Raw genomic sequence first — 16,734 nt, 5'->3', positions numbered from 1 at the left:
GCCAGCGCCAAGCCTTGTCGTGCAACAATACTGGACCGTCCAGTCTGCTTATGTTCAGCCGACGGGCCCGATCCTTCGATGTCTAAAAAACGTTAATGGTGCCCATGTCGGCTTCCGCCTCCAGTCTGGTGCAGTTATCCAACGTCCGCATCGACCGGAGCGGGCGCACGATCCTGCGCGATGTGTCGCTGCAGGTGCCCAAAGGCAGCATCACCGCCGTACTGGGTCCGTCCGGCAGCGGCAAGTCGACCCTGCTGGCGGCACTGACCGGCGAACTGCGCCCGGTCGCCGGCGAGGTCACCCTGTTCGGCAGGCCGATCCCGCACGACAGCAGCGCGCTGCTGGAAATGCGCAAGAGCGTGGGCGTGCTGCTGCAGGGCAACGGCCTGCTGACCGACCTCACCGTGGCCGAGAACGTGGCGCTGCCGCTGCGCACCCATACCCGCCTGCCGGCGGTCGTGCTGCGCCGGCTGGTGCAGATGAAGCTGCACGCGGTGGGCCTGCTGGCCGCCGCCGAGGCCTGGCCGCGCGAGCTGTCCGGCGGCATGGCGCGCCGCGTGGCACTGGCCCGCGCGCTGGCACTGGACCCGCCGCTGATGATCTACGACGAGCCGCTGACCGGGCTCGACCCGATCGCCTCGGGGGTGATCATGAGCCTGATCCAGCGCCTCAACCACAGCCTGGGCCTGACCAGCATCATCGTCAGCCACCACGTGCACGAGACCCTGCCGATCTGCGACCGGGTGATCGCCATCGCCAACGGCGGCATCGTGTTCCAGGGCACGCCCGAGGCGCTGCAGTCCAGCCAGGACCCGCTGCTGCGGCAGTTCCTGCATGGCCAGCCCGATGGCCCCATTCCGTTCGATGCCGCGCCGCGCGCGAGGGTTGCCTGATGCCGTTCGTGCAAGCCACCCGTTCGCTGGGCCGCGCCGGCCTGTTCTCGCTGACCGTGCTGCGCGGTTCGCTGCCCACGCGTGATTTCCTGGCCGAGCTGACCCGCGAGATCTACAAGATCGGCGCGCGCTCGCTGCCGATCATCGCCGTCGGCGGCGCCTTCGTCGGCCTGGTGCTGACCCTGCAGGGCTACCGCACGCTGACCACCTTCGGTGCGGCCGACGCGCTGTCGACCCTGCTCGGCCTGTCGCTGTACCGCGAACTGGCGCCGGTGCTGACCGCGCTGCTGTTCATCGGTCGCGCCGGCAGTTCCATCGCCGCCGAACTGGGCCTGATGCGTGCCACCGACCAGATCAAGGCGCTGGAACTGATGGCGATCGATCCGGTGGCCAAGGCGGTGGCGCCGCGCTTCTGGGCGGCGGTGCTGACCGTGCCGCTGCTGACCGGCATCTTCTGCTCGCTGGCGATCAGTGCCAGCTACTTCGAAGCGGTGCATGTGCTGGGCCTGGACAACGGCGTGTTCTGGTCGGCGCTGCGCAACAGCGTCGATTTCTGGGATGACTTCGGCGTGGCGATGCTGAAGTCGGCGATCTTCGGCGGCACCGCCGCGCTGGTCGCCGCCTACGTTGGTTTCCACGCCGAGCCGACCATCGAGGGCACCTCGGTGGCGACCACCCGTGCGGTGGTCAACGCCTCGCTGCTCGTGCTGATGTTCAACTTCGTGTTGTCGGCAATGTTGTTCACCTAACCCCTCCACCGGCGGTGCGCAGGCGCGCGCGGCCACTACGACTCGATCAGGTAATCCACATGGCCATCCGCGGTCCCAGACTCGAATTCTCCGTCGGCGCCTTCCTGCTGCTGGCCCTGGCCTCGCTGATGGTGCTGGCCGTGGCCTCGACCAACCAGCGCTGGAGCTGGGGAAGCCAGGGCTACGAGCTGAAAGCACGCTTCTCCCAGGTCGGCCAGCTGCGCAAGCAGGCCCCGGTGAAGATCGGCGGCGTGACCGTCGGCCAGGTCGCCTCGATCGACCTGGACCCGGTGAAGTTCGAATCGATCGTGACCCTGCGCATGGACAGCAAGGTCAAGGACCTGCCGGCAGACACCTCGGCCGGCATCTTCACCAGTGGTTTGCTCGGCGAGAGCTATATCGGTCTGCAGCCGGGCGGTGATCCGGACGTGCTGAAGGCCGGCGACGAGATCGTCTTCACCCAGCCGGCCGTGGACCTGATCCAGCTGGTCGGCAAGTACATGTTCAGTGGCGGCGCCGGTGGCGGCGCTGGCCAGAAGCCCAACGATGGCGCGCAGGCGCCTGCAACGGAACCGCAACCATGAAGATGAAACTGATCCCGGCCCTGCTCGCTTCGGCGCTGCTGGCAGCTACTCCGTTCCTCGCCCAGGCCCAGGCCGCCGCCCCCGCCGCAGCCGCGACGCAGGGCCAGGCCGGCAAGGTGGTGATCGATGCCAGTACGCGCATCCTCACCACCCTGCAGCAGCGCCGGAGCGAGTTCAGCAGCAACCCGGCCAGCCTGCGCAGCTACATCGACAGCGAACTGAACCGCACCTTCGACCGCGACTATGCCGCGCGCCTGGTGCTGGGCCCGCACGCCCGCGGCGCTTCGGATGCCGACATCAAGCTGTTCGCCGATGCCATGGCCGACAGCCTGATGCAGCGTTACGGCTCGACCCTGCTCAACATCCAGGGCAAGCCGAGCTTCCGCCTGAAGGGCGAGAGCCCGCTGCCGGGCAACCGCGGCGTGCGCGTCAGCACCGAACTGGTGCGTGCCGGCAGCGAGCCGACCCCGGTCGAGTACTGGATGCGCAACGTCAACGGCCAGTGGAAGATCTTCGACGTCAACATCGAAGGCATCTCCTACGTGCAGACCTTCCGCAACCAGTTCGACACCCCGCTGCGCCAGAAGGGCATCAAGCAGGTGGCCGGCGAGCTGCACAGCGGCAGCATGCAGGCCGGGCCCGCGGGCAATGGCAAGTAACGCACTGGCACTGCTGGAAGGCGACACCCTGCGCCTGCGCGGAATGCTGGATCGTGCCGCAGTGATCGCACTGTGGCCGCAGCTGCAGGCGCTGCCCGCCCAGCTGGCACGGCTGGAGCTGGGCGAGGTCGAGCGCGTGGACAGCGCCGGCCTTGCCCTGCTGGCCGAACTGGCGGCACGTGCACGCAAGGCCGGCCACCCGCTGGCGATCTCCGGCGCGCCGGCGGGCTACAACGAGCTGAGCGCGGCCTACCGGCTGTCGCCCGACCTGGATTTCAACGCTACTTCTGCTGCGAGCTGACATGAACGTCGTACGCACTCTCCCCCTGATCGTCCTGGCCACCGCCCTGACCGCCTGCGCCGGCAAGCCCGCACGCAGCGATGCACCGGTGGCCAGCACCGTGGTTCCGGCCAATGCCGCTGCCGAAGCCCCCTCTGCAGTTGCCGATGGCGGAACGGTCGACCCTGCCGTGGCCGCTCCGGCGGCGCAGGCGCCGGTTGCCACGGCCCCATCGCCGGCCACTCCGGCAGCGCCCGTTGATGGCAATGCAGCGAACACCGCAGCAGCCACCGCACCCGGCGGCGACGATGATTTCGACGCCCTCTATGGCGGCGCCGGCAATACCACCAACGCGGCGGCCTACGATCCGTGGGAACCGTTCAACCGCAAGGTGCATACCTTCAACAACGCGGTCGACCGCGGCATCGCCCGTCCGCTGGCGACCGCCTATACCCATGTGGTGCCGCGCTTCGCCCGTACCGGCGTCAGCAACTTCTTCAGCAACCTGCGTGCGCCGGTGACCATCACCAACCAGCTGCTGCAGGGCCGCGGGGCCGATGCGTGGGACAGCCTCGGCCGCTTCCTGATGAACAGCACGCTGGGTATCGGTGGCCTGTTCGATCCGGCCAGCAAGGCGATGGTGCCGCGTCGCAATGAAGACTTCGGCCAGACCCTGGGCGTGTGGGGCTGGCGTCGCTCGCGCTACGTGGAACTGCCGTTCTTCGGCCCGCGCACCGTGCGCGATGTGTTCGGCCTGGCCGGTGACATTCCGCTGTCGCCGATCCGCCGCATCGAAGAAGACAAGGTCCGCATCGGCCTGCAGGGCCTGCAGCTGGTCGATACCCGCGCGCAGCTGCTGGCGATCGACGACCTGCGCGACACCGCGGTGGACGAGTACTCGCTGGTCCGCGATGCGTGGATGCAGCGCCGCAACTACCAGATCGAGAACGATCTGCGCAGCAAGCGCGAGCGCGGCCATGACGATGCCAATTCGCCGATTCCCGTCGATGCGATGCCGATGCCGCAGTGGACCCACTGAGTCGTTTCATCGCTGCATGAAAAACCCCGCCTCGGCGGGGTTTTTCTTTGCCTTCGATTGCAGTCCGGGGCTCCCGCCCTGAATCCAGACGGGAGCCTCACCGCAGCCACTGCCGCCAGTGGTGATGGGCTACAACTGCTTGTCCAGGCTGATCTGCACCCCATGGTCGCGGTCGTCGTCGCTGCCGACCAGGCCGCGATAGTCCACTTTCAGGCCCCAGTTGCGGCCGAAGTCGAACATCACTCCGGCGCCGAGCACCCATCGGTTACGGTCGAAGCCATCCAGCGTGGTGCGGTAGAACGGCAGCTCGCCGAGGTCGGCATATTGCAGGGTGGCCACACCGCTGCCGCTGAAATCATGCTGGTATTCCACCCTCAGCTGCGGCGTCCACGCGCCCCACCGTGCAACCCGCCGTACTTCGACGCGCAGGCCGGCGTTGCCGGTGGTGGCATCGACATCCTGGCTGCCATAGCGCAGCGCGAACAGATCGCTGCCCTGTTCGGCATAACGGTCCAGCGAGCCCTGGGAGGCATCCAGGCGCGCATATGGCGTGAACTGCCAGTCGCCGCGGGCCAGGTCGGCGCCGAAGGCCAGCGAACCGAACCATTGGCTGCCGTTGCGGCGTGCATGCGCGAAGCTGCCATCTGCGGTCACGTAGCGACGCAGGGTGTAGTCCAGCAGCTGGTGGCCGACCAGCGCATCCACGAACAGGCTGCGGCCCAGGCTGTAGCTCGCATACAACGCCATGCTGTAGGCCTGGCCATCGCTGCGGCTGCCACGCTCGCCAACATCGCTGCGATCGCGTCCATACCCCAGCGCGGCACCCACCGCGAGGGTGTCACTGAGCCGGCGGTCGGCACCGATGGTGACACCATCGGTCTCGAAGTCGACTCCGCTGCGCTGGCCGCCCTCGTTGCGCCCGGAGCGGATCGTGCCGCCCACCCACAGGCCCAACGGTGCCTGCGAGTTTGCTGCCGGATCGGACACCGCCGGCGCCGGTTCGCGATCGAACGGCTGGCGACGCTGCGCATCGCAGTCCGGGCCCGGCACGTTGCCCACCATCGGTTCACAGCGTCGTGGCGCGTACGACAAGCTCAGGTTGTTGCTGAAGCCGTTGCTGCGGCTGGCGCCATGCAGCCGCTGCATGCGCTGCTGCAGGTTTTCGATCTGCGAATTGGCGAATCGACGGGCCGCATCGCGCTGTGCCGACAGCAGGCCACGTACTTCCGGATCCCGGCTCGGATCGGGCCGCGGCGCGATCTGCACGACGTAGTCGTGGCTTCCGCTGAAGCCCAGCGCGTCGGTCGCAGTGATAGTGAAGGCGAACGCACCCGCGGCGGTCGGCGTGCCGGCCAGGCCACCGGCCGGTTCCAGCGTCACTCCATCCGGTAGTGCACCGGCGCTGAGGACATAGCGATAGGGTGCGGTGCCACCAGCAGCGGCCAGGCGCTGCTCGTAGCGGTGGCCGAACAGTCCCGCCGGCAGGGCAGACGGGGTCAGGGTCAGTACGGGTGCCGACACATTCAACGTGTAGGCCTGGGTGGCCGAACCTGCGCCACCAGTGGTGGCATCACTGACAGCGACGCTGAAGCCGAAGCTGCCCGCCACGCTCGGGGTACCCGCGACGCGTCCGGTGCTGGCATCCAGCACCAGGCCCGCTGGCAACGCACCACTGGCCAGCGTGTAGCGATAAGGCGCCAGACCGCCGGTGGTCGCGAAAGCCAGCGTGTAGCTGCTGCCGGCCGTCGAGGCCGGCAACGCGCCGGCGACCGGAGTCAGCGACAGGGCAGGCGCGGCGATCGTCAGCGTATAGGCCTGTACCAGACGGGCCGGTGTGCCAGTGGTGCTGTCGGTGATCGTCGCGCTGACGGTGAAGCTGCCCGACTGCGTTGGCGTACCGGACAAGGTGGCGCTGGCGGCATCGAACGACAACCCGGCGGGCAGCGTGCCCGACAACGCTACGTGATACGGCGCGATGCCGCCGCTGGCGGTGAACACCATCTGGTAAGGGCTGCCTGCGGTGCCGCCCGCCAGCGTGCCCGGGGTCGCCACCAGCACCGGACTGGCCACCACCAGGCTGTAGCTCTGGGTGAGGCTGGCCGGCGTACCGCCGGTACTGTCGGTGATCGTCGCACTCAGCGCGAATGTGCCCGACTGTGTCGGCGTACCCGACAACGTGCCGCTGGCCGCATCGAAGGTCATACCGGCCGGCAGCGAACCACTGAGCACCACGTGATACGGCGCGATGCCGCCCGTCGCAGTGATCACCTGCTGATAGGGATTGCCCGCCGTTGCGGCCGGCAGTACGGCCGGTGTCGCCGACAGGCTCGGGCTGGCCACCACCAGGCTGTAGCTCTGGGTGATGCTGGCCGGCGTACCGCCGGTGCTGTCGGTGATCGTCGCACTGAGCGCGAACGTGCCCGACTGCGTCGGCGTACCCGACAACGTGCCGCTGGCGGCGTTGAAGCTCATGCCAACCGGCAACGTACCGGTCAGTGCCACCTGGTACGGCGCGATGCCACCCGTCGCGGTGATCGCCTGCTGATAGGGATTGCCCGCCGTTGCGGCCGGCAGTACGGCCGGTGTCGCCGACAGGCTCGGGCTGGCCACCACCAGGCTGTAGCTCTGGGTGATGCTGGCCGGCGTACCGCCGGTGCTGTCGGTGATCGTCGCACTGAGCGCGAACGTGCCCGACTGCGTCGGCGTACCCGACAACGTGCCGCTGGCGGCGTTGAAGCTCATGCCAACCGGCAACGTACCGGTCAGTGCCACCTGGTACGGCGCGATGCCACCCGTCGCGGTGATCGCCTGCTGATAGGGATTGCCCGCCGTTGCGGTCGGCAGCACGGCCGGTGTCGCCGACAGGCTCGGACCCGCCACCACCAGGCTGAACAGCTGGCCGACCGTATACGGGCCGTTGCCGGTACTGCTGTCCCTGGCTGATGCGTTGATGTTGAAGGTACCCGAGGCCGTCGGCGTGCCGCTGACGGTTGCGCTGTTGGCGGTAGTCGCGGTGACCGACAGTCCGGCCGGCAGGTTGGACACCTGGTAACCACTGAAGGGCGCGCTGCCGCCGGACCAGGTGAACGTCTGGCTGTATGGCATACCGGCCACAGCGGTGAAACCGCCGCTGGCACCGATGGTGATGGTCGGATCGGCGACCGTGACCGTCACCGTCGCCGGTGTGGACGTTCCGCCCGGTCCGGTCGCGGTATAGGAGAAGCTGTCCGACCCGGCATAACCGGTTGCCGGCTGGTAACTGATCGTGGTCGGGCCGGTCACCAGTGCCGTGCCATGGGTGGGCGCCGCCGCCAGCGTCAGCGAGGTGGCGGGGCCGCCACTCAGGATCAGTGCTACGTTCGCCGCCGGAGCATTGAAGCCCACGCTCAACGTACTGTTGCCTGCCAGCGGTAGTGACTCCGCGACGGTGATGGTCAGGTTCTCGGTAACGTCGAAGGGCGCACCTGTGCCACTGGTGCTGTCACGGGCGACGACCGTGAAGTTGAACGTGCCCACCGCGGTCGGCGTGCCGCTGATCACCCCGTTGGGGCTGATCGCCAATCCTGTCGGCAGTACGCCTGTGACACTGAAGGTATAGGGCGCATTGCCACCACTGACCGGGCCACGATTGCTGCTGAACGGCTGGCCACGCACGGCTGCTGGCAGCGCAGCGCCTGGCAGGGCCAGGGTCGGCCCGGACACAATCAGCCCGTAGAACGCCGTCCCCATGTTCGGTGTCGGGCTGCTGTCGGTGGCACTCACGCTGAACGAGAACGTGCCCGCCTGGGTCGGCGTGCCAGACAGTGTCCCGGTGCTGGTGTTGAACGTCAGGCCGGTGGGCAGCGTGCCCGACAGCGCGTAGGTGTAGGACCCGGTGCCGCCGGTAGCCGAGAACGTCTGGCTGTAGGCAACGCCTGCCTTCGCCGTCGGCAGCACCGTCGGCCCCACCACCACCGGTGCGTCATCGGAGACGATGGTGACCACGGCCGAGCCGTCGGCCACGCTGGCGTTGACCGGGTTGCTCAGATTGACCTGGAAGGTCTCGTCGGGCTCCACCGTGGTATCGCCGTTGACCAGCACGGTGATCGTCTGCGTGGTCGTGCCGGGCGGGAAGCTGAGCGTGCCGCTGGCAGCCGTGTAATCGGTCGGCGCAACGGCGGTGACATTGGCCGTGGCGTACTGGACCTGGACCGGCAGCGCGCTTGCCGCTGACAGTGTCACGGTCAACACCGCCGGCGTGGTGCCGCTGTTGCCCTCGGTGACGTTGATGTCGGCGATGGACAATGAGGGTGCCGCGTCATCATTGATGATCGTGCCCCGGCCTTGGCCGTCGGTCAGCGTCGCGCCGCTGACATTGGTCACATTGACGAAGAAGTCCTCGTTCAACTCATGCAGTGTGTCGCCATTGACCTGCACGACGAAACTGTAGGTCTGGCTTCCGGCAGGAATGGTCTGTGCGACCAGACTGCGTGCGACGTAGTCCGAGCCCGCAGTGGCAGTGCCATTGGCAGTGGCAATGTCGAAGCTGACCCCGCCGGCGGGCGCAGGCGCGTTCAGCGATACCGTGAAGGTGAAACCGGTGGTGCCACTGTCGCCTTCGTTGGCGCTGACGTCGTTGATGCTCAGCCCCGGCAGGTCATCGTCGCGCAAGGTACCGGTGGCACTGGCCGGCGCGCCGATCTGATACCCGGCGCCGGGGGCGAGGGTCAACACCACGGTCTTGTCAGGTTCGGGAATCGCGTCCGGGATGGGCGCGATGCTCACGGTCGCGCTGGTGGCACCTGCGCCGATCACCAGCGGCGAACTGACTGCGGTGTAGTCGGTACCGCTGGCTCCGGTGCCGCCCAGGGTGAAGGCAATCGACAACGGCACCGGGTTGGGCCGATCAAGGGAGATGGTGTAGACCAGCGGCACACCGCCATTCTCGTTGACGGTTGCTGGCGAGACGCTGACCGTGGCCACCGGGAAGTCGTCGTTGACGATGGTGCCGGTGGCACTGGCCGGTGCACCCACCGTGTAACCGGCGCCCGCGGCCACGGTGAAGATCACCGTTTCATCGGATTCGACCTGAGTATCGGCGACGGGAACGATGTTGAACGTGGCACTGGTGGCGTTGGCCGGGATGGTCACGCTGGACACCGCACCGGTGTAGTCGGTGCCGCTGGCCGCCGTCCCGGAAAGCGTCAGGTTCACCAGCATCGCGGTCGGTTGGCTGGCGCTGCGCGTTACCGTGTACACCAGCGGCGTGCCACTGTCCTCGGCGACGCTGCTCGGCGATACATTGATGCTGACGGTGGGCGCGTTGCTGACCGTGAGGGTGAAAGACTTCAGTTCGTAGTAGGGCGCCGCGCCTGCACTGTTGTCGGTGATCCGCAGGGTCAGTGGATAGGCCTGCGCAGGGCCACTGGGCGTACCGCTGAAGGTGTCCACGCCGTTGAACGTGATGCCTGGCGGCAAGGCGCCCGATTCCACCGCATAGGTGTACGGCGCAACGCCGCCACTGCCATTCAGGGCCAGCGAGAACGCATTGCCGATCACTGCCGTCGCGGCGGTCGGCGTGATCGACAGGGACGGATTCTGCACCGTCAGCGCGTACGCCTTGTCGACCACGGCCCCCAGGTTGTCGGTGGCGCGCACGGTGAAGCTGACGGCGCCACGCCGGGTCGGGGTACCCGAGAGCGTGCCGTTGCTGTTCAGGGCCAGTCCCTGTGGCAACTGACCGCCGTTGATTGCGTAGGTATATGGCGAAGCACCGCCTGTAGCACTCAAGGTCTGGCTGAAGGACGTGCCGGCCGTCATCGGGTCGAGGACCGCAGGACTGACCACGATCGACGACGCCGGCGGGTCGATGATCATCGTCACCGTGACCGTATTGCCGTCGGTGTCGGAGAACTCGAAGACATCGCCGACGGTATTGAGCCCGTTGTGGCTGTAATCGACGAACCAGCTGCTGCCGGCGATGCGCAGGATGGCACTGCCACGCTGCGGGAGCGCGGGTCCATCGACGGGACCATCACCGGCGAAGTTGATGTTCCTGGCGCAGGCCGTGACGTTGATCGGCACGCTGCCCCCGCTCGGCACGTGCACCGAGAAGGGGCCGCAGAGGGTGGACGTATTGGCGGCGGAGGCCAGCCCGGGCCATAGCAGGGCCAGGCAGGACAGCAGCAGGACGAACGCGAACGCACGCGCGGAACGCGCGGTACCGGAAAGGAACGCCATGACTCTTCCCCCTTAGAAGAATCCCACCTGGATGTGGAACAACATCGAGGTGCGCGTTCCAGCTGGCGGTGCTTCCGGGGAGGTTCTCCCCTGCCAATCCCCGGCGGTGCCAGCGGTAGGCCATCCACGCCCCTCCGTGGCGCCATTGGAACAGAGTCCCCGACCAGAAGATAGGGTCTGGCGATGCGCCGGCAGGGGCAGGGACTTGTACACAACCTGAATGGCCTTCAGAGTACGCGGGCGCCAGTCCGGCGCCCCGCGCTCAGCATCCAAGGGGGATTTCGATGAGCGATGTCTATCTCGGCCAGATCATCATGGCCGGTTTTCCTTTTGCACCCAGGGGCTTCGCCTTGTGCGACGGCCAGTTGATGCCGGTCCAGACCAACCAGGCCCTGTTCGCTCTGCTGGGGGTCCAGTATGGCGGTGATGGCCGCACCACCTTCGCCTTGCCCGACCTGCGCGGCCGCGTGCCGGTATCGGCCGGCATCTCGGTGGACTCCGCCTGGCAGCCGCCGGCGCAGCCGGTAGGCACAGCCGCCGGCGCCGAGTCGATCACCCTGCTGGTCAGCAACATCCCGCCGCATACGCACGGGGTGCTGGGCGTGACCAGCGCCGGCACCGTGCGCAACCCCACCGGTGCCACCTTCGCCGGCACCGCCAGCAACCCGAAGATGTATGCCACCCAAGCCAGCCCGGCCGTGCCGCAGGCCGGCGGGTCGGTGGGCGTGTCCGGCAGCAACCAGGCACACGCGAACATGCAGCCCTTCGGAGTCATCAACTTCTTCATCTGCATCCAGGGCGGACTGTACCCGCCGCGCGACTGATCGCGCCGGCACCAACGCACTCCGTTCCGCCCTACTTTCCAGGAGCACGCACAGATGAGTACGCCTTTTGTCGGCGAGATCCGCATGTTCGGATTCAGCCGCCTGCCGGTTGGCTGGTTTCCCTGCGACGGCCGCCTTGTGCCGGTCGCCGGGCAGGAAGCCCTGTTTACTCTGATCGGTACCACCTACGGTGGGGATGGCCAGAACACCTTCGGCCTGCCCGACCTGCGTGGTCGCCTGCCCGTTCACCAGGGCCAGGGATTGGGATTGACCCAGCGCGTGATCGGTCAATCCGGCGGCACCGAATCGGTAACCCTGACCCTGCCGCAGCTGCCAGCGCACAACCACCCACTGAACCTCACCAGCGCCGCCGCCACGGCGGACGTACCTTCGGCTACCGCCGTCCCGGGCTCGGCCAGCGGCGAACCCTACTACGTCACCGACACCAACGGCGCCACCGCAATGGTGCTGGATTCGGCTGCAGTCTCCGCCACCGGCAGCAGCCTGCCGCACGAGAACTGCATGCCGACCCTGACCGTTCAGTACTGCATCGCCTGGTCGGGCATTTTCCCGTCACGCGGCTGACCTTCCTTTCGCAACCGGCGGAGACCCGATCATGACCGACCCCTTCTACGGCGAAATCCAGATGTTCGCCTTCAACTACAGTCCGGCAGACTGGGCGTTCTGCAACGGAGCACTGATTCCCATCCGGCAGAACCCTGCGCTGTACTCGCTGCTGGGCACCCAGTATGGCGGCGATGGCGTAAACACGTTCCAGTTGCCGAACCTGGTCGCGCGTGGCGCCACCCACCAGGGCGCGGGGCCCGGCCTGACCCCGCGCGTCGCTGGCGAAACCTTCGGCCAGGCTGCGGTCTCGCTCACCACGGCCATGCTGCCGGCACACCGCCACGACCTGGTGGCCTACGCCCAGCCCGCCGCCAAGCGCACCGCCACGCCCGTTGCCAACGGTGCGCTGTCGATGCCCGGATCAAACGCGATCAAGCCTTTCAGCGCAGAGCCACCGGCCACGCCGATGTCACCGACCCTGCTCGGCCCTGCCGGCGGCGGGCAGCCGCATGAGAACCGGCAACCGTATCTGGCGGTGAACTTCTGCATCGCCCTGCACGGCAACTTCCCGCAGTTCGAATGATCCCGGTGCGGGCATTGGCGCCGTTCCCGACGGAACGGCTCCGCCCATGCGTCGAAGCACCCACGCCAGCGGCTTGGCGCTGGCGTGCGCTCGGCGATGCCGACCTGCCGTGGTTGCAGGCGCTGTATGCCAGCACCCGCCAGGAGGAACTGCAGGCCGTGCCATGGCCGGACCTGGCCAAGCAGCAGTTCCTGGCGCAGCAGTTCGCGGCCCAGCACCAGCACTATCTGCAGCACCACCCGCAGGCGCACTACCTCGCGGTCGAGAAGGACGAGCAGGCGATCGGTCGGGTCTACCTGGACCCGACCGGCGCCGATGATCTGCTGATCGACATCAGCCTGCTGCCGCACTGCCAGGGCAACGGACTCGGCAGCGCGATGATCCGTTGCCTGCAGCAGGCATCGGCGGCACGCCGGCGCGCGCTGTGCCTGCACGTGCAGATTCACAACCCCGGGGCACGCCGCCTTTACGAGCGCCTGGGATTCATCGCAAGTGATGCGTCAGGCAGCAGCCTTCATGTTGCGATGCGCTGGAATCCGTTGGCGTAGCCGGCCCACGCCGGCATCAGGTGAACACGGCCTGGTAGAGGAAGCCTGCGCGCTCCTGAGCGATCGGCACCAGGAAAATGCCGACCTCGCCCACCCGTGCGTGCCGCATGGGAAAGGTCTGCTGCGGGAACAGGATGGGCGCGGCGTTGCGGAACAGAAGTGAGAACGGTGCTCGTGGTGCGTCGGCGCGCGCCCCCGGCAGCGCACGCGCCTCGACCAGCACGAAATCAACCCGCATGCCATCCAGATCGGCGGCGAAGGTTTCATCCACGCAGCCGGCAAAGTGTTCAAGCGTAAGCAGATCCAAGCCGCGTCCCCTGTCGGCATGCCGCGAGCAGCGCGGCGGTGACATCCTCGCCGCTGCGTAGTGCCCGCGCAAGCGGAAGTGCAGGCGCGATACGCGCCTGCAGGCGTTTCTTTCCGGTGGGTGCCAACCTTGGTTGGCACGCTTTCCTCAAGCCGCCAGCGCCGCCTCGATGGCCTCGCGCACCCGCGCATCGTCGGCAGCCACGTCCGGGGCGAAGCGCGCGATCACCTTGCCGTCGCGGCCGACCAGGAACTTCTCGAAGTTCCACAGCACCGCCGGTGCCGGATGGATCGGGATTTCCTTGCTGGCCAGGCGCTCGCGCAACGGGCCTTCACCGATCGACTGCGGCTGCGCGGCGGTCAGCTGCTGGTACAGCGGGTGGGTGTCCTCACCGGCCACGCTGATCTTAGAGAACATCGGGAAGCTGACATCGTAGGTGAGCTGGCAGAACTGCTGGATCTCGGCATCGCTGCCCGGTTCCTGGCCGAGGAAGTTGTTGGCGGGGAAGCCCAGCACTTCCAGGCCCTGCGCGTGCTTTTCCGCATACAGCGCCTGCAGGCCTTCGTACTGCGGGGTCAGGCCGCACTTGGAGGCGACGTTGACCAGCAGCAGCACCTTGTCCCGGTAGTCGGCAAGCGAGGACGGCTGGCCGTCGATGGTGGTGAGGGAAATGTCCTGGATCGAAGTGCTCACGCGGGGGCTCCGGCTACAGCGGGGAATGGCCCACCAGCATAGCGCCGCGCGATGCCGGTAGTGCCGGCCGCTGGCCGGCAGTTCCGTCAGTCCACGCAGATCGTGCCCTGCGCCTTGCCGTCCTCTATTCGCTGGCGGCAACCAAAGTTCTGGCTGGCATCACGCTGGCAGGTACCGGTGGTGGTGCTGCCAGCGGCCACCTCACCCCCGGCCAGGCACTGGCCGGTGCAGTCGCTCTTGCCGCTGCAGGCCTTGCCGGCATCGGCATAGGGAATCACGCACTGCTCGCGCTGCAGGCGGCCCAGCCGCTGCAGGGTGCCGCCGGCGGCCTGGCAGTCGACGTCGCGTGCTTCGCGGTAGGCCTCGGTGGCTTCGGGCGTGGCGGCCACGCCGGCCTGCCCCGCCGTGGCCACGGCCGGTGGCGCGCTGCTGCAGGCGGCAAGCAGCACGGTCAGGACAAGACTGGTATAGAAGCGCAGGCGCATGGCGATACCTGATCGAAACGGACAGGCCGCCAGCATACGCATCGACGATGCAGGCGGCGTGTCAGTGCGGCTCAGGCCTCCTCGCCGTCGCTGCCCTCGTCCTCGGCCTCTCCCGTGGCGTCCCCCTCGGCCAGGTCGCCCAGCAGCGACTGCGCCTGTTCGGCAGCCAGCGATTCCACGCCGCGCAGGCGGCGCTCGATGGTGCGCGTCTTGCGGCTGGCCTCGCCGATGCTGCGGCCGACGGTGGTGATCTGCTTTTCGGCCTTCTCGAGGATGCCGGCGAACTTGCCGAACTCGCTCTTCACCGCGCCCAGCAGGCTCCACACCTCGCTGGAGCGCTGTTCGATGGCCAGCGTGCGGAAACCCATCTGCAGGCTGTTGAGCAGCGCGGTGACCGTGGTCGGCCCGGCCACCACCACGCGATGCTCGCGCTGCAGCAGGTCGACCAGGCCTGGGCGCCGGATCACCTCGGCATACAAGCCTTCGGTGGGAAGGAACATCACCGCGAAGTCGGTGGTGTGCGGCGGCGCGATGTACTTGTCGCAGATCGACTTGGCCTGCACGCGCACCGCGCGTTCAAGCTGGATGCCCTGCAGCCGCACGCCCTCGGCATCGCCCTGCTCCTGCGCATCGAGCAGGCGTTCGTAGTCCTCGCGCGGGAACTTGGAGTCGATCGGCAGCCACACCGGCGTGTCGTCGCTGCTGCGCCCCGGCAGGCGCACCGCGATGTCGACCATTTCACCGCTGTCCGGACGCACTTTCACCGCACGCGCGTACTGCTCCTGGGTCAGGGTCTGCTCGAGGATGTTCTCCAGCTGCACTTCGCCCCAGCTGCCGCGGTTCTTGACGTTGGTGAGCACGCGCTTGAGGTCGCCCACGCCGGTGGCCAGCTGCTGCATCTCGCCAAGGCCACGCTGCACCTGCTCAAGGCGCTCGGAGACCAGCTTGAAGGAATTGCCCAGCCGCGTTTCCAGCGTCGACTGCAGCTTCTCATCGACGGTGTGGCGCATCTGCTCCAGCTTCTGCGCGTTGTCGTTCTGCAGCGCGCGCAGCTGTTCTTCCAGCGTGGTGCGCATCTCGGCGATGCGCTGCTCGTTGCGCTGGGTCAGTTCCTGCAGGCGCAGGCCCAGGCTCTCGGTCAGGCGCTGCTGCGACTGCGCGCCTTCCTCGCGGCCCTTGCGCGCGTCGTCCACCAGGGTCTGGCGCAGTGCACCGAGCTGGGTATCGGTGCGCGCGGTGAGCTCCTGCAACTGCTGGCCGAAGGCGTGGATGCGTGCCTCCTGCTGCTGGCCAAAGGTTTCCAGCTGGCCGCGCAGTTCCTGCAGGCGCTGCCCCATCAGCGCCGCGCCACGCTGCTGGCTGTCGGCGGCCTCGGCACGCGCCTTGCGGGCGTCTTCGCCGAGCGCTTCGCGCAGCAGGTCCAGGCGCTGGTCGGTGCGGGTCGACAGGTCGGTCAGCGCGCGGGCGAAGCCATCGAGCTGCTCGCGCAGTTCGCTGCGCCCGGAGCGGGCCTCCTCGCGTACCGCCTGTTCCAGGCGGTCGTGCGGTGGGCGGCGCAGCAGGGCGACCAGCTGCAGGATGAGCACGGCCAATAGAAGGCCGCCGATGAGCAGATATTCGGTTTGCATGGGCCAAGTGTAGGCTGGCCGAGTCTCAGCCGCTGCGTCAGGACCATGCTCGCTCTGTACGGAAAGCCCACCTCGATCAATGTCCGCAAGGTGCTGTGGCTGTGCGCCGGGCTCGACCTGCCGCTGCACCACGAACCGGCGCCGCCGCCGGACCTGCTGGCCACGCTGAACCCCAACCGGCAGGTACCGGTACTGCGCGACGGCGGCTTCGTGCTGTGGGAGTCCAACAGCATCTGCCGTTACCTGGCCACACGCGCCGGGCGCGACGACCTGCTGCCCGCCACCACTCAGGCGCGGGCCCGCGTCGAGCAGTGGATGGACTGGCAGGCCAGCGACCTCAACAGCGCCTGGCGCCACGTGTTCATGGCCCGGGTGCGGCAACACCCGGACTACCCGGATGATGCCCGCGCCGAGGCCAGCCTGGTGCAGTGGAATCGATTGATGGGCGTGCTTGATGCGCAGCTCGCCGCTACGGACAGCTACGTGGCGGGCAACACCTTCACCCTCGCCGATGTCGTGCTGGGCCTGTCGACCCAGCGCTGGCGCAGCACGCCCGGCAGCACGCCTGCGCTGCCGAACGTGGGGGCCTGGTTCGAACGCCTGCGCCAGCAACCCGGTTTTGCCGAACACGTCGACAACGGCGTGGCCTGAGGCAGGGGCGCGGGAACGACCCGGC

General features: G+C 67.8%; 15 protein-coding genes and 1 pseudogene. 11 read left to right on the top strand and 5 right to left on the bottom strand.

Features of this window, described 5'->3' with window-relative positions; translation table 11 throughout:
- Positions 1-104: 104 nt before the first annotated feature.
- From N7590_RS01280 to N7590_RS01255, 6 genes and pseudogenes are all read left to right on the top strand, one after another.
- On the top strand, positions 105-893 hold the full coding sequence (locus N7590_RS01280) for an ATP-binding cassette domain-containing protein (protein ID WP_279934991.1): 789 nt from the start codon (positions 105-107) through the stop codon (positions 891-893).
- Positions 893-1,642, top strand: coding sequence for an MlaE family lipid ABC transporter permease subunit (locus tag N7590_RS01275; RefSeq protein WP_005414955.1), 750 nt, complete (start codon positions 893-895; stop codon positions 1,640-1,642). Before N7590_RS01280 ends, N7590_RS01275 begins: the two co-directional genes overlap by 1 nt.
- A 59-nt stretch (positions 1,643-1,701) precedes the next feature.
- Positions 1,702-2,166 (top strand): annotated as a pseudogene (mlaD, locus tag N7590_RS01270) (outer membrane lipid asymmetry maintenance protein MlaD); the annotation flags it as partial.
- A gap of 56 nt (positions 2,167-2,222) precedes the next feature.
- Positions 2,223-2,885 (top strand): ABC transporter substrate-binding protein, encoded by a 663-nt coding sequence (locus N7590_RS01265; protein ID WP_164240909.1) that lies wholly within the window; start codon positions 2,223-2,225, stop codon positions 2,883-2,885.
- Positions 2,875-3,186, top strand: a complete 312-nt coding sequence (locus N7590_RS01260; RefSeq protein ID WP_164240910.1) for an STAS domain-containing protein — start codon at positions 2,875-2,877, stop codon at positions 3,184-3,186. The genes N7590_RS01265 and N7590_RS01260 overlap by 11 nt, the downstream gene beginning before the upstream one ends.
- Before the next feature lies 1 nt (position 3,187).
- Complete coding sequence (locus tag N7590_RS01255; RefSeq protein WP_164240911.1) at positions 3,188-4,204, top strand: VacJ family lipoprotein; 1,017 nt, start codon at positions 3,188-3,190, stop codon at positions 4,202-4,204.
- Positions 4,205-4,333: 129 nt separating this feature from the next.
- On the opposite strand, the gene N7590_RS01250 is transcribed toward N7590_RS01255, so the two are convergent.
- Positions 4,334-10,423 (bottom strand): putative Ig domain-containing protein, encoded by a 6,090-nt coding sequence (locus N7590_RS01250; protein WP_279934990.1) that lies wholly within the window; start codon positions 10,421-10,423, stop codon positions 4,334-4,336.
- A gap of 284 nt (positions 10,424-10,707) precedes the next feature.
- Between N7590_RS01250 and N7590_RS01245 the strand changes: the two genes are divergently transcribed.
- Genes N7590_RS01245 through N7590_RS01230 form a run of 4 tightly spaced genes read left to right on the top strand, consistent with a single transcriptional unit; the run spans position 10,708 to position 12,945 of the window.
- Positions 10,708-11,247 carry a tail fiber protein gene (locus tag N7590_RS01245; RefSeq protein ID WP_164240913.1) on the top strand — a complete coding sequence of 180 codons (540 nt, stop codon included), beginning with the start codon at positions 10,708-10,710 and terminating at the stop codon, positions 11,245-11,247.
- Positions 11,248-11,301: 54 nt separating this feature from the next.
- Positions 11,302-11,832: a tail fiber protein gene (locus N7590_RS01240; protein WP_164240914.1), complete on the top strand. Its 531-nt coding sequence runs from the start codon at positions 11,302-11,304 to the stop codon at positions 11,830-11,832.
- 31 nt (positions 11,833-11,863) lie between these two features.
- Positions 11,864-12,397 (top strand): tail fiber protein, encoded by a 534-nt coding sequence (locus N7590_RS01235; protein ID WP_006478789.1) that lies wholly within the window; start codon positions 11,864-11,866, stop codon positions 12,395-12,397.
- Positions 12,394-12,945 carry a GNAT family N-acetyltransferase gene (locus N7590_RS01230; RefSeq protein ID WP_164240915.1) on the top strand — a complete coding sequence of 184 codons (552 nt, stop codon included), beginning with the start codon at positions 12,394-12,396 and terminating at the stop codon, positions 12,943-12,945. The genes N7590_RS01235 and N7590_RS01230 overlap by 4 nt, the downstream gene beginning before the upstream one ends.
- Before the next feature lie 16 nt (positions 12,946-12,961).
- Here N7590_RS01230 and N7590_RS01225 read toward each other — a convergent pair whose 3' ends face one another.
- The 4 genes from N7590_RS01225 to rmuC form a co-directional block, all read right to left on the bottom strand.
- Positions 12,962-13,252: a hypothetical protein gene (locus N7590_RS01225; RefSeq protein WP_006478849.1), complete on the bottom strand. Its 291-nt coding sequence runs from the start codon at positions 13,250-13,252 to the stop codon at positions 12,962-12,964.
- Between the two features lie 147 nt (positions 13,253-13,399).
- Entirely contained in the window at positions 13,400-13,945 is a 546-nt protein-coding gene (locus N7590_RS01220; protein WP_164240916.1) for a glutathione peroxidase, read from the bottom strand.
- Positions 13,946-14,031: 86 nt separating this feature from the next.
- A complete protein-coding gene (locus N7590_RS01215; RefSeq protein WP_053508167.1) occupies positions 14,032-14,430 on the bottom strand; it encodes a hypothetical protein in 399 nt (132 codons plus the stop codon).
- Between the two features lie 71 nt (positions 14,431-14,501).
- Positions 14,502-16,058, bottom strand: coding sequence for a DNA recombination protein RmuC (rmuC, locus tag N7590_RS01210; protein WP_279934984.1), 1,557 nt, complete (start codon positions 16,056-16,058; stop codon positions 14,502-14,504).
- Between the two features lie 45 nt (positions 16,059-16,103).
- Between rmuC and N7590_RS01205 the strand changes: the two genes are divergently transcribed.
- On the top strand, positions 16,104-16,709 hold the full coding sequence (locus N7590_RS01205; RefSeq protein WP_053508163.1) for a glutathione S-transferase N-terminal domain-containing protein: 606 nt from the start codon (positions 16,104-16,106) through the stop codon (positions 16,707-16,709).
- Positions 16,710-16,734 lie beyond the last annotated feature (25 nt).

Source organism: Stenotrophomonas sp. GD04024 (assembly GCF_029837545.1).
Taxonomy (GTDB): domain Bacteria; phylum Pseudomonadota; class Gammaproteobacteria; order Xanthomonadales; family Xanthomonadaceae; genus Stenotrophomonas; species Stenotrophomonas forensis.
This window is presented reverse-complemented; position numbering and strand designations above follow the sequence as displayed.